General features: G+C 41.6%; 12 protein-coding genes and 1 riboswitch. Of the genes, 1 reads left to right on the top strand and 11 read right to left on the bottom strand.

What is annotated here, in order from left to right; translation table 11 throughout:
• Positions 1-27: 27 nt before the first annotated feature.
• From IEY40_RS08210 to hinT, 8 genes are all read right to left on the bottom strand, one after another.
• Positions 28-1,053: a phosphotransferase gene (locus IEY40_RS08210; RefSeq protein WP_188955057.1), complete on the bottom strand. Its 1,026-nt coding sequence runs from the start codon at positions 1,051-1,053 to the stop codon at positions 28-30.
• Positions 1,054-1,089: 36 nt separating this feature from the next.
• Positions 1,090-1,767: a nicotinamide riboside transporter PnuC gene (pnuC, locus tag IEY40_RS08205; RefSeq protein ID WP_188955056.1), complete on the bottom strand. Its 678-nt coding sequence runs from the start codon at positions 1,765-1,767 to the stop codon at positions 1,090-1,092.
• A gap of 5 nt (positions 1,768-1,772) precedes the next feature.
• Positions 1,773-2,033, bottom strand: coding sequence for a YkoF family thiamine/hydroxymethylpyrimidine-binding protein (locus IEY40_RS08200; protein ID WP_188955055.1), 261 nt, complete (start codon positions 2,031-2,033; stop codon positions 1,773-1,775).
• Between the two features lie 49 nt (positions 2,034-2,082).
• Positions 2,083-4,284, bottom strand: coding sequence for a TonB-dependent receptor (locus IEY40_RS08195; RefSeq protein WP_188955054.1), 2,202 nt, complete (start codon positions 4,282-4,284; stop codon positions 2,083-2,085).
• 57 nt (positions 4,285-4,341) lie between these two features.
• Positions 4,342-4,448: riboswitch (TPP riboswitch) on the bottom strand.
• Between the two features lie 157 nt (positions 4,449-4,605).
• On the bottom strand, positions 4,606-4,998 hold the full coding sequence (locus IEY40_RS08190) for a YcfL family putative periplasmic lipoprotein (protein WP_188955052.1): 393 nt from the start codon (positions 4,996-4,998) through the stop codon (positions 4,606-4,608).
• Between the two features lie 37 nt (positions 4,999-5,035).
• Entirely contained in the window at positions 5,036-5,503 is a 468-nt protein-coding gene (locus IEY40_RS08185; protein ID WP_188955050.1) for a PaaI family thioesterase, read from the bottom strand.
• Complete coding sequence (locus IEY40_RS08180; protein ID WP_188955048.1) at positions 5,496-6,008, bottom strand: PaaI family thioesterase; 513 nt, start codon at positions 6,006-6,008, stop codon at positions 5,496-5,498. Before IEY40_RS08180 ends, IEY40_RS08185 begins: the two co-directional genes overlap by 8 nt.
• Complete coding sequence (gene hinT / locus IEY40_RS08175) at positions 6,008-6,361, bottom strand: purine nucleoside phosphoramidase (protein ID WP_160056248.1); 354 nt, start codon at positions 6,359-6,361, stop codon at positions 6,008-6,010. Before hinT ends, IEY40_RS08180 begins: the two co-directional genes overlap by 1 nt.
• Before the next feature lie 202 nt (positions 6,362-6,563).
• Here hinT and IEY40_RS08170 point away from each other — a divergent pair, with 202 nt between their 5' ends.
• Entirely contained in the window at positions 6,564-8,321 is a 1,758-nt protein-coding gene (locus IEY40_RS08170) for a M61 family metallopeptidase (RefSeq protein ID WP_188955046.1), read from the top strand.
• A gap of 121 nt (positions 8,322-8,442) precedes the next feature.
• On the opposite strand, the gene IEY40_RS08165 is transcribed toward IEY40_RS08170, so the two are convergent.
• The 3 genes from IEY40_RS08165 to IEY40_RS08155 form a co-directional block, all read right to left on the bottom strand.
• Positions 8,443-9,075, bottom strand: coding sequence for a LuxR C-terminal-related transcriptional regulator (locus tag IEY40_RS08165; RefSeq protein ID WP_188955044.1), 633 nt, complete (start codon positions 9,073-9,075; stop codon positions 8,443-8,445).
• A 237-nt stretch (positions 9,076-9,312) separates the two neighbouring features.
• Entirely contained in the window at positions 9,313-11,100 is a 1,788-nt protein-coding gene (locus IEY40_RS08160; protein ID WP_188955042.1) for a bifunctional protein-serine/threonine kinase/phosphatase, read from the bottom strand.
• A 41-nt stretch (positions 11,101-11,141) separates the two neighbouring features.
• On the bottom strand, positions 11,142-12,608 hold the full coding sequence (locus IEY40_RS08155; RefSeq protein WP_188955040.1) for a NarK family nitrate/nitrite MFS transporter: 1,467 nt from the start codon (positions 12,606-12,608) through the stop codon (positions 11,142-11,144).
• Between the last annotated feature and the right edge of the window lie 11 nt (positions 12,609-12,619).

Genomic DNA, 12,619 nt, shown 5'->3' with positions numbered 1-12,619 from the left:
AATTAAGTGAACTTCTATATACGTCGATTAATGGATCAGAGCCAAGTATTGATTATAAAATTTAATGTACTTAGACATCGCTAATGTATCTTCTTGCGGTGCATTAGCCGCCATGAGCAGTGCCCACATGGCTGAAAATAACCAAAAACAGTTAATCGCAGCAGGCATTGCAGCTTTAGCTGCCGCCACGTCGGTCAAACTTGACGATTGGCAATATTGTACAATAACCTTGTGAATTAATTGCGCGGTTTGCTCTTTTGTTAAATTATGCGTTGCTACAGTGCTGGCTAAATCAAACAATGGATGGCTGGCAATAGCGTACTCATAATCAATACAAAATAGTTTACTTTGAGGCAATGCGCTATTAACTGACGAAGTACTTAACAGTAGGTTATATGGCGTTAAGTCACGGTGACAAAAAATGGGCAACAGTACACAAGACTCTAACTGCGATAACCAATGTCTTATGCGCACATTCATGCACTGTAAAGTTTGCCATGCGTGATGCCACTGTGCATGGGTTTGCTGTTGACTCATTGCATCTAATTGCAGGGCATATTGTTGCCATTGAGCACTAACACTCATACTTTTAGATGGCACGGGTAATTGACTCAGCGAAGCAAACAATTGCGCCAATAAAGTAACCGTATCCACATTAGGATGAGGCATCACTGCCAATGGCCGAGTTGATGAGTGGCCAAACATTGATGAAAATTGGCTCCAATCACCTTGCGGTTGAGCGATAAAATCACTTAAGTAAAATTGCTTGTCTTCACTCACCCACTCGAGTTGCGGCGCGAGATTTGCCGCGATAGCTGAGCGCCAGCATTCAACTTCAAGCACCCTATCACACCAATTACTGTCACATCGATTTACACGCAACACCTTGTCAGCCGATGGGCAAGACAACAAATAGTTTTGGTTACTTAAGCCTGTATTTAATAAGGTGACGGCAGTACATTGCGTTAATAGTGAGTGATACATTGCAGCGGGCATAGCCTGCTGCAATGTATTAATTAACTCACTGGGTAACGTGAGTAAAGGTGATGACATAAATTTTACCGCAATAACAATCTGATAATGCTGTGATTATACACTAATTGTTTGTTGAGAAAGCTTATCTTGTTTAACAATGGCGTGTTGATATTTTTTACGCCACATCATGTAACCGGCAACAGCCATTGCGACATATAAAATAAACAAACCTGAGGTCAACATCAGTCCTTTTTGGAAGTATAGGTAGATAGAAACCACATCAATGACGACCCAATATAGCCAGTTCTCGAGCACCTTTTTTGCCACTAAATACGTAGTAACAACGGCAAAGCAGGTGGTTGCTGCGTCGATATAAGGAAACGCTGCACTGGTATAATTCGCCATACCATAACCCACTATAATCGACACCAAAGCAGTCACAGCGATTACGATACCATGGGTAGTCAAAGACCAACTGGTAATATTCAGTTGCGTATTGACTTCATGGCGTGGAGATTCCTGCATAGAAGGTACATGCAACCACAGCCAATAACCATAAACAGCCATGCCCATGTAATAGATATTCAACACCGACTCCATTAATAGCGACACATTCCAAAACAATACGGTATAAATTGCTGTGCTCAGGAAAGCGGCTGACCAACACCAGATATTAGTTCGCATTGCTAGGATCAGATAGACGAGCGCAAGCATGACAGCAATGGCTTCCCAAAATGTCATCACCGACGCTTCGCTAAAAGCTTGTTGAATGGCTAAGATAACATCATTCATGGCAGCTATTCGCTATGGCTAAGATCAAGTTGACCGCCAATAAATTTACATACAAATACGGCTTTACCCCACTTTTTATGGGCGGCTTGCATTTCAATGGCTAACATTGACATAACATCACTATACTCACCGCACACTTGCGTGGCCATGGCATTGGTTACGCGCTCAATATTGTCATAACTGTCAACACGATCAATAAACCACTTTATTGGATCAAGATAGTTTTCGTTGAATGGATACATACTGATTTCAGCGGTTAATTTCATTGCTCATATCCTAAAAGGTATGCGGCACCGGGTGGTGCCGCTGTTGAACTTACATAAATTTATAGTCGAACGTGACACCCACTTGACGAGGATCACCATAACGAATGTATTGTTTGTCAGCCCAATCTAAATCAGGTTCATTGCCAAAATAGAACCCGCGCACACCGTATTCTTTATCAAATAAATTACGGCCCCATAAGTAAGCCGACCATGTTGCAGTTTCGTAACCTAGGCGGGCATTATAAATGGTGTAGGCATCTGATGTTGACTCATTACTGTCTGAGTAATAAAAATCACTTTTTCCACTCGCGTTGATATTAGCAAACCAGCCCGAATCAGCGACATAAGTCATACCCGCACTGTAAGTAAAATTAGGTGAATGGGCGAGTTCACGACCCGACAAATCGATAATCGAACCGTATTTATCACTGTATTCATACTGGCCATATTCGGTTTCTAACCAACCAACGCTACCGTAAAACTCAATATTCTCAGTGACGTACCATCTGGCATCAACCTCGGCACCATAGTTTTGCGAGCTACCTGCATTTTCTGTAAATAATACAAATCGTTGTGGATTATCAGGATCTTGTAAAGATGCTGATACTTGTTGATCTTCACGATCCATAAAGAATATCGCTAACGTAGAATCAACTTGGCCGTTTAACCAAGTCGACTTCATGCCGACTTCATAGTTATATAAAATCTCGGTATCAAACTCTTTTTTGTTGGCTAATTCAGTGGGCAGCGTCATATTAAAGCCACCCGCTTTATAGCCTCTAGCAATGCGTGCATAGGCATTGTGGTTGCTATTAATGGCTTTAGATAATGCGATATGACCACCCCACATGTTTTCTGACGGGTCAAAGTTATCATTATTACTGTCGCGATATTCACTGTCTCTGCGCTCAAAACGCAAACCGGTAGACAACAAATAATCATTGCCTAATTGAGTATCTAATTGACCAAATACAGCATAATTTGTAGCTTCGTAGCTCGACTGCAACACTTCGTCTGGCCAAGTGTTGTACTCAGAATACAAGTCATTATCTTCATTGAGGTTCATGGTATAAACACCCACTAACCAATCGGTAGTGCCAGCAAGAATACGCCCTGCATCTTTAGACGATAATCGAAACTCTTGAGTTAATGTACGACGGTCACCCTCTTTATCCCAAGTGTAATCGTACACACATGGCTCACTCCCTGTAACGTTGTAATCGTCATCGTACAATGTACATTGCTTACTGGCCCAATAGTCAGGGTTTGCCCAGTCACCGTCATACGCGTGGTGGTGGTCTGTTTGCGCAATAGAGGTTAGCGAGGTAAAGTCAAATGCGGTTGCACCAGTATAAATAAACTTAAGTCCTGCGCCGGTGGTTTCTTGGGTGTCAATACCAGGTTGGTCGGTTAAGGTATTACTGCTGTTGTTATCGAGTGTCCAGGCATCGTAGCCATTGTCGAAATTAGCATGTAATAAAGTTAAATCGATTTGTAAATCATCGGTGGCATACCAACGTAATTTGGCGCGAGCGCTTAATTCGTCACGTTGATTGGTGTCGTCGCTGTTTAAGTATAAATTATCACGGTAACCATTTTGATTATGTTGCTCAACAGACACGCGATACAGTAACTTACCAGAGTCGTTTAGTGGCCCTGAGCTAAAACCAGAAAACGTACGCAAATCATCATCGCCTACACTGACTTTAGCGCCATGCTCAAATGAATCGGTAGGATCATTACTTTTTAAGTAGATTAAGCCAGCTAACGCATTGGCACCGTATTGAGTTCCTTGCGGTCCGCGCAGCACTTCAACTTGTTGCATGTCGTACATGCTAGACACCATTCCCAGCCCTGATAAATCAATATCATCGACCACGAAACCAACTGAAGAATTTGGTGCCCCTTGGTATTGCTCTTGTTCACCTACACCGCGAATTTGAAAATACTTAGGTCGTGAACTGCCGCCAGACCAGTTAAAATTAGCAATTGAATTGAGCACATCTTCAAAATGCTGCGCGCCTTCGTCTTCTAATTGTTGCGCATCAATAACCGTGACGCTTGATGGCATTTTATCAAGACTGATATTACTAAAATCAGCATTAACAACGATGACTTCCATTTTTTCATATTCTGGCGTGACCTGCTCAACATCTGCAGTTTTAGCCATAACAATAGGCGAGCTCAATGCAGCAATAACCGCTAAAGCAATTGGCGTGTGGGATAACCCGATAGATTTTTTCGTGAACATAGGACCTCAAATAGTTATTTTGAGATCCGGCAAGAGTAGCGAATAAGAGGTGCACTTAAAGATAGTGTGGCCCATTCCTACGCCGGTATAAGCCGGATCAGGTTCTAAGGGTTCGTCTTATAGACATCTCAGTTCAGTGTTACTGAACACCCCTTGGCGGCCACGAGTATAAACTATCTAAAATATGATTACACGATCCGTTATACAATTTGATAACACAAAAAACACTTTACCAATGTAGGCGTTTTGTCAGTGTCCTTTAGACATGAAACAAGCTGCATAACAAGTATACAAAATACACATTGATACGGCTGTGAAGCACTAATAAGAATAGGTTTCGCGCACGTATATTTCAAAATGAGTTGCCTGGGTATTAGGGGCAACAGCGCTCACCTGCAGCTGTTGCATTCCATGCAATTTTACGGACTTCCAACTACTTGCTTCATCTTCAATGGTATAACCATTAGCATCAAACCAAGTAAATTTGTATTGCACACGAAAATCTGTGCTCGTTTTACTTTGAATGAGTGCCGACGCTTTAATTAAATCTGCCACCATGATTGATGATATGTCAGTGACATTTATATCACTGGCAAACGATGAACTGTCAACTCTGACTTGCCCAGTAGAATCAACAGCAATACCTGCGGTATTGTGGGCGCAAGCGCCAAGTAACAATGTTGATGCGAATAGGATAATTGATGTGAGTTTCATAGTCTTTTCCTTTATTGTTACTAGGTATATAACACAACTAATCTAACAAAAAGTGGGCCCTAGCTGTAGCAATCAATTGCTTACGGTTAGTTTGCCAACAATTAATGCTGACATTGGCCACTCGACGACCTTGTCGAGTGATTTTACATTCTGCAAAAGTATCTTGATGCAAACCTGCACGCAAATAGTCAATTGAAAAGTCGACAATTTTAGGCACTTTTTTCGCTTGCATAAACACCATTAATTGCACAATAGCCGACATTTCCATAAAACCCGCAATCACGCCACCGTGGATAGCAGGTAAAATTGGATTACCGATATTGTCATCTTTTGCGGGTAATCTAAATACCATTTCATCGCCGAAACGAGCTACTGACATACCTATAAATTGTGAGTACGGTACTTTTTCAAGCAAATAACTGTAATCATTTAATTCAATCGCGCGCTTTACTACATCTTGAACATCCAACTCACTTGATGCCTCTGGGGTTGTTTGTTCAGTCATGCTGACTCTCCGGCAAATTACCCATTAATGCTTGACGAAACTCTTCACCAACCATTTCTGGGCTAATACGCATAAACGAACCTACCGCATGGGCAATGGGTTCATCAATACTTTCTTGATAAGCAATCGCACGGGTAAACGCAACACTTGACGATAAACGGTAACACTCTGCAAAGGCATAGACCGGTTTGAGCGGTTCGGCAGGCTTCATGTAATCAACCCGTAAATCTAATGTTGGCGATAACTCAAGCGATTGATATTTTTTTAAAATGGCGCACACCACAGCGGTGCCACAGGCGGTATCGATTAGAGTGGTAATGACCCCGCCATGGATAACACCCGTGTCTGGATAACCAATAATATCTTGGCTATATGGCAACTCAATTAACACGTGATGCTCACTGGCTTCTTTAACACTTAATCCTAAGCGGCGGCACTGAGCTAATTGGTTTACAAAACGTGTGGCCACTTCAGTTAACGGGAAAAAATCACTGTTAATTTTCATTAGTCGCGGCTCAGCATTGGGCCTAATGGCTTTCCGCCTAAAAGATGCATATGAATATGATATACCTCTTGGCCACCATGTTTATTGCAATTCATAATTAACCGATAACCATCTTCTGCAATACCAGCCTCATCTGCTAATTTTGCTGCAACGGTCATCATACGCCCTAGCGCTTTTTCATCTGATGCTTTGACATCATTTGCAGTCGCAATTAAATGATTAGGAATAATAAGTATGTGCGTTGGCGCTTGAGGAGCAATATCACGAAATGCAGTGACGAGTTCATCTTGATATAAAATATCGGCTGGAATTTCACGACGAATAATTTTACTGAATATGGTTTCTTCGGCCATTTAACGGTCCTCAATGAATGACAGCATTTTGCTACTGATAATAGTAACAAGTCTTTGATCTCTGACTCCAGAAAAAACTCATTTAATCATCAATCTTTTACAGAAAATGGGATTCGTTTGCTTAAGTGAGTCAATTTTGGCAGCATTGTCGATTATAGCTCAATCCTTTTGATTGCAACGCTTCTACTATTTGGAAATCTTTATGCATTATCATATCCATGCGATCGATCCTAAAGCGCATTTATTTGAAGTCACTCTCACCATCACCCAAGCTTCACCATCGCAAATTTTTTGCTTACCGGCTTGGTTACCTGGCAGCTACATGATCCGTGATTTTGCTAAAAACATTATCGAAATTGACGCCACAGAAAATCTACAAGCTTTAACCGTCACCCAGTTAGATAAACAAACCTGGCAAGTAAACAACCAGGGTAGCGACATCGTATTGTGCTATCAAATTTACGCCTGGGATTTATCTGTACGTACCGCCCACCTTGATACAAACCACGGCTTCTTTAACGGCAGTAGCGTCTTTATAGCTGCCAAAGGGCTTGAGGATCAACCGCACCAGGTCACCATAGCCAAACCCGCTTTAACCGAGTTAAGCCATTGGACTTTAGCCACCAGCATGAATAGAACTGCTGGCGAGCAATTTGGTTTTGGCGACTTTAACGCCCCGAACTATGATGACTTAATCGATCACCCCGTTGAAATGGGCGAGCTCAGTATAGAAACCTTTTACGCCGCAGGCGTGCCACACGACATTGTACTCAGTGGTAAGCATCGCGCCAATATGGCTCGCCTGGCTAAGGATTTAACAGCCATTTGCGAGTATCAAATCAATTTATTTAGTACGCCAGCACCGTTTGAGCGTTATGTGTTTATGACCACAGTATTAGATAACGGCTTTGGCGGCTTAGAACATAAAGCCTCAACCGCCTTAATGTGCTCACGTAACGACTTACCTTTGTCGCTCGATGCGCCTGTTGATAAAGGCTACCGCACCTATTTGTCACTTTGCAGCCACGAATACTTCCATTCATGGAACGTCAAACGTATTAAACCCGCTGAGTTTACCCCATTTGATTTATCGCAAGAGTCGTACACTGAGCAGTTATGGGCTTATGAAGGGATTACCTCATACTACGATGATTTAATTACCTTTAAATCAAAATGTATCGATGAAAAAAGTTATTTAACCCTGCTGAGTCAAATTATGACTCGAGTGTATCGCGGCCAAGGACGATTTAAACAAACCCTAAAACAATCGAGCTTTAATGCTTGGACTAAGTTTTACAAGCAAGATGAAAATGCCGCTAATGCCATTGTCAGTTATTACACCAAAGGTGCACTATTTGCGTTGTATTTAGACTTAACCATCCGCATAGAAACCCAAGGCAAGCACAGTTTAGATGATGTGATGCGCGCATTATGGCAACAATATGGATTGCCGCAAATTGGCACTAATAATATGAGTCACCAGCATATAGTTGAAAAACTGCTTAACCGCCCATGTGATGACATTTTTGCTTATTTAGACAACAAACAAGATCTTCCGTTAAGTCACTTACTCGAACAGGTCGGAGTGAACATGACCGTACGAGCCAGTGAAGGAACAGCAGATTTAGGTGGCGGAGAGGCTAAAGGCTATAAAATTGCCTTCGGCGCCAAAACAAAATCAGAATCACTTGGCCTTAAAGTGTTAATGGTTAGCCAAAACAGCCCTGCGCATCAAGCGGGATTAAGCGCTGGTGATTTGCTGATTGCCGCTGATAATTTACAAGTTAATGCCCAGTTTGAGCTACAGTTACAAAGCTACACTGTAGGCCAAAAACTTAATTTACATTGGTTTAGACGCGATGAATTAATGCAAGGTCAAATGCCAGTTTGTGAGGCTGTAGCAGATACCATTTCATTAACGATTAACGATGCTTCTAAAACTGCACTGTGGTTACACTAATTCATGGTTAAGCTCATCGCTGATACATTAGCCACGGTAAAACTCATCACAAAAAACTGACACAAAAATGGGTATCAACTGATACCCATTTTATTTTGTTTATAATCAAGCCTTAGCCCATTTAAACTCTGACCTCGTGCATGTGAGTCTGTGCCCATGCGATCGCTTGACCTCTGCAGGAAACGCCAATTTTTCTAAATGCTCGATATAAATGAGTTTTAATTGTTGATTCACTCACAAATAATTGATTGGCGATATCTAAATTAGTACTTCCTGATAATAAGGCGTGCAATACTTCACGTTCGCGAATAGTCAATTGATCGCCTTCTGGTTCATTATCATCATTCATCATAGAATGTAATAAGTCTTGGGGCATCACACTGCGCCCTTTCATGATGTCATTCAACCCCAAACTGATTTCCGTTAAGCTGGTGTCGGCATAAAACACCCCTAGAGTCGTCGAGGGGTGGATAAGAAAACGTGTATCGAGTTGTTTAGGGAAATTAATAAACACGGTATGAATAGAGCAATATTCTCGCTCAATAAGACGCTGTAATTGATAAGCTTGTTGGATATCGATGGTTGATAGGTCGAAAAAAACCACTGAAATAGCTTCATCAGCCAGCTTGTTTGACATATTACTTGGTTGAGCCTGGGTTAATTTAACTAAAAACTCTTGAGGCCAGCGGCATTCAAGTAAATCAATTAGCAACTGAGATCGTGACACTAACATCCAATTTACGACTTTAAACATCCCAAACACTCCATGTGAACTAACTAACCGACTTCAATGCCAAGTAACATTCCAACATGTGAATATTACCAATCATCATCATTACTGAAAATAAGCCAAAAGAGCCATCACCATAAAAAAATAACACTTTAGTATTAATACAAATTCATTAGCTAAGTTAAGCATAGTGTAGTTAACAGAATTAAGTCATAGCTAATTTTATCCAGAAAATGACGATATTATTTTAATCACCATATGTTAAACCAATAAACTGGTAATTAAAGCCAGAAGCAGGACAATTGAAGTGGCTTGCCAAAATCTGACGGGATTGCGGTTGATAAGAGGCACAAAATGTTTTGGGCGCTGTTGAGCGCTAGCGGTGGTTAATTGGTGGATAAACTCGCAGGTGTCTGCCTGGCGCAAATTTGGCTCAATACTTAATGCTTTTTTTAATGCTTGGTCTATCCAGATGGGCACCATAGGATTGAGTTGGTGCACATTGACGTATTCTAATCTTGAAAAAGCTTGTCTGGTATTACACTTGCTGAGTTTGCCTTTAAAGGGGGATTCACCGGCTAACATTTCATAGGCAATCACAGCAAGAGAAAACAGATCTGCTCGTCCATCAGCCTGAAAACCCAATATAACCTCTGGTGCAGTGTAATCTGCTGTCCCCAAAATATGATCGCGTGTTAGCGGGGTGCTAATTTCGGCAACGCCTTTGATATAACATGAGCCAAAATCGATAATTTTTACCACGCCATCACGGGTAATAAAAATATTATCCGGCTTCAAATCTTGATGCAGCGTTTCTCTGCGATGAAATGCCCTTACCCCTAACTCGATTTGTTTAAGCAGTAATAGCACATCTTCTACCGGGGCTTTTTTATGCTGAACCAGCCATTGTGCTAAACTTACTCCAGTAAGGTATTCGGTCAAATAATACAAAGCCGATTTAGGTTTATGCTGCTCAACAACTTTAACCACATGGGTACTGTTGATGCGCTGGCCAATCCAGCTTTCTAGCATAAAGCGTTCAATATAAGCTGCATCATCAATGTAATTGACTGAAGGCGTTTTCATGCAAAAAGCTTGCTGCTGGTTATTCTCAACACGATACACCTGGCTACGTTGAGATTGATGAATAATGTGAGTGACTTGATAGCCGTCAAGTTTCATTCCTACACTCAGCGGAGGCGGAAATGGACGTTGCGATAAATGATGATACACATCATCAATGGCTTGTTTAGGCAATTGTTGAACACACAATAATTGCGCGCTCAGGTTATCTTTACTGCCAAGCTCAAATGCTTTTTTAATGAGTTTATGGCAAAACTGCTCACATAAATCATCACTTAATTGAGGATGCAATTGATAAAAACTACTTATTTTTTGCAGTAACTCAAACTCTGTAAATTGGTCGTGTATACCATCGGTAGTGAGTAGATAAAGATCGTCTTGCTCGACGGTTAACGCTTTGTAATCAACATCTAGTTTGACATCCATCCCTAATGCACGGGTTAAATATTGATGTGATGAATTTATTTTTGTGCTGTGATCATGACTTAATTGGCTTAGCTCACCACGGCGAAACCGATAGACACGTGAATCGCCCACATGCAACATGTGCACAGTGCACGACTTAAACACTAATGCACTAAAGGTACACACAAAACCTCGTCTGGCATCGCGATAATCTTGCCCTAACCCATACAACCAACGATTTAATGCGGTCAACACTTTAGCGCTAGAGGTTTGTACACTCCAGCTATCTGGTGTGGAGTAATAATCGGCTAAAAAGTTACTCACACTAATAGCCGATGCTTGTGCGCCTCCCTCTGCCGTACTGACTCCATCACTAATCACACTAACTATGCCTTTGGTCATGAGCGATACACCGCTAGGGATACGTATGCCTATCGCATCTTCGTTTTGCGATTTATGACCTTTTTCAGAGGCTTGCCCTACTACCAATTGCAAACTTGTTGCAAAAGGTAGTGTGTCATCTATCACAGGGCTTGCATTGGTTTCTAACTTTGGAGGCATAGGGTTCCTGCTGTAATAACAATCTCACTCATAGAGATTGCCTAGCTGACACTGATCAAGGTGACTTCACCGTCTTCATTCACTTCAGCGATATGACCTTTAGGTTCATTCATAAAGAATAAGGTAATAAAGCCAAATACAGCACTTACAGCAATGACATAGAAGAACGTTTGCGTCGACACCATAGAATATACAGTTAAGAAAAAGACAGCACCAACATTTCCGTAAGCTCCTGTCATACCTGCAATTTGGCCAGTTAAGCGGCGCTTAATTAGTGGTACTGCAGCAAATACAGCCCCTTCACCACCTTGAACAAAGAAAGAGCAAGCCATCACAACCACAACAGCAAGAGGTAATGACCAACTTGAGTCTATTTGTGCTACCGATAAATACCCAATCGCCAAACCTGCGGTTAAAATCAGCAATGTGGTTTTACGGCCAAATTTATCACTTAACCAGCCACCACCAGGTCGAGACATCAGGTTCATAAAGGCATAACTGGACGCAACCATACCCGCTTGCGCCATGCCTAAAGCAAAGGTTTCTGCAAAAAATAATGGCAGCATTGACACGACCGCCAATTCAGAACCAAACGTAGTAAAGTACAGTACATTTAATACCGCCACCTGTTTAAACTCGTAGCGCTCAAACTCTGGCACGTCAACAGAAAAAAGATGTTTATTGACCTGATAGGTTTGGTAAAAATCGATCAAAAAAACAAAAACTAGACCTGCATAAATCAAGTTTGTCACATCTTGAGTAAACATGCTGACACCCGCTGGAGACAGCTTCCACCCCAGTAGTGCTAGCGTGGCATACATAGGCACTTTCATAATGATGAGTAACACTAAATCATTTTTACTGGTGACTTCCAATCCACCGCCTTTTTTAGGTTTAAAATAGGTTGAGCCTTTTGGTGTATCTGTCACATTAAAATAATATACAAACGCAAATAACAAACTCATTAAACCGGTAATACCAATGGCGTATCTCCAACCGTCCGGGCCACCAAATGCAAGTGCTACGGCTGGTAAAGTAAAGGCCGCCGCGGCTGAACCAAAGTTACCCCAACCACCATAAATACCCTCAGCGGTTCCTAACTCTTTGGCCGGGAACCATTCGCTGACCATACGAATACCAATCACAAAACCAGCACCAATAAAGCCAATCAAAAAACGCGCGAGTGCTAACTGCTCAAAACTGTCGGCAACAGCAAACATAAAACATGGAATAGAACAAATAGCGAGTAACGCTGAATAGGTTATCCGCGGTCCATACTTGTCTGTAACCATCCCAATAATAATCCTTGCTGGAATGGTTAAGGCAACATTGAGGATCAGCAAGGTTTTAATTTGTGCGGTTGTCAGCCCTAAACTGTCAGCAATCACACTCACTAAGGGGGCGGCGTTGAACCACACCACAAAAGTGATAAAAAATGCCATCCAGCTTAAATGCATAATTTTCATTTTGCCGTTGAAAGAAAATAGCTTAAATTTTTCAGCACTCATAACAATACTCC

The sequence above is a fragment of the Shewanella ulleungensis genome, assembly GCF_014648315.1.
In the GTDB taxonomy this organism is placed as follows: domain Bacteria; phylum Pseudomonadota; class Gammaproteobacteria; order Enterobacterales; family Shewanellaceae; genus Shewanella; species Shewanella ulleungensis.
The sequence above is the reverse complement of the archived record's forward strand: the minus strand, read 5'-3'. Positions and strand labels throughout refer to the sequence as shown.

Bases quoted from the DNA above. Each gene is read 5' to 3' on its own strand.
- IEY40_RS08180 (WP_188955048.1), bottom strand. From the start codon at position 6,008: ATGAAAATTAACAGTGATTTTTTCCCGTTAACTGAAGTGGCCACACGT.
- IEY40_RS08190 (WP_188955052.1), bottom strand. From the start codon at position 4,998: ATGAAACTCACATCAATTATCCTATTCGCATCAACATTGTTACTTGGC.
- hinT (WP_160056248.1), bottom strand. From the start codon at position 6,361: ATGGCCGAAGAAACCATATTCAGTAAAATTATTCGTCGTGAAATTCCA.
- IEY40_RS08210 (WP_188955057.1), bottom strand. From the start codon at position 1,053: ATGTCATCACCTTTACTCACGTTACCCAGTGAGTTAATTAATACATTG.
- IEY40_RS08160 (WP_188955042.1), bottom strand. From the start codon at position 11,100: ATGCCTCCAAAGTTAGAAACCAATGCAAGCCCTGTGATAGATGACACA.
- IEY40_RS08195 (WP_188955054.1), bottom strand. From the start codon at position 4,284: ATGTTCACGAAAAAATCTATCGGGTTATCCCACACGCCAATTGCTTTA.
- IEY40_RS08200 (WP_188955055.1), bottom strand. From the start codon at position 2,033: ATGAAATTAACCGCTGAAATCAGTATGTATCCATTCAACGAAAACTAT.
- pnuC (WP_188955056.1), bottom strand. From the start codon at position 1,767: ATGAATGATGTTATCTTAGCCATTCAACAAGCTTTTAGCGAAGCGTCG.
- IEY40_RS08165 (WP_188955044.1), bottom strand. From the start codon at position 9,075: ATGTTTAAAGTCGTAAATTGGATGTTAGTGTCACGATCTCAGTTGCTA.
- IEY40_RS08170 (WP_188955046.1), top strand. From the start codon at position 6,564: ATGCATTATCATATCCATGCGATCGATCCTAAAGCGCATTTATTTGAA.
- IEY40_RS08155 (WP_188955040.1), bottom strand. From the start codon at position 12,608: ATGAGTGCTGAAAAATTTAAGCTATTTTCTTTCAACGGCAAAATGAAA.
- IEY40_RS08185 (WP_188955050.1), bottom strand. From the start codon at position 5,503: ATGACTGAACAAACAACCCCAGAGGCATCAAGTGAGTTGGATGTTCAA.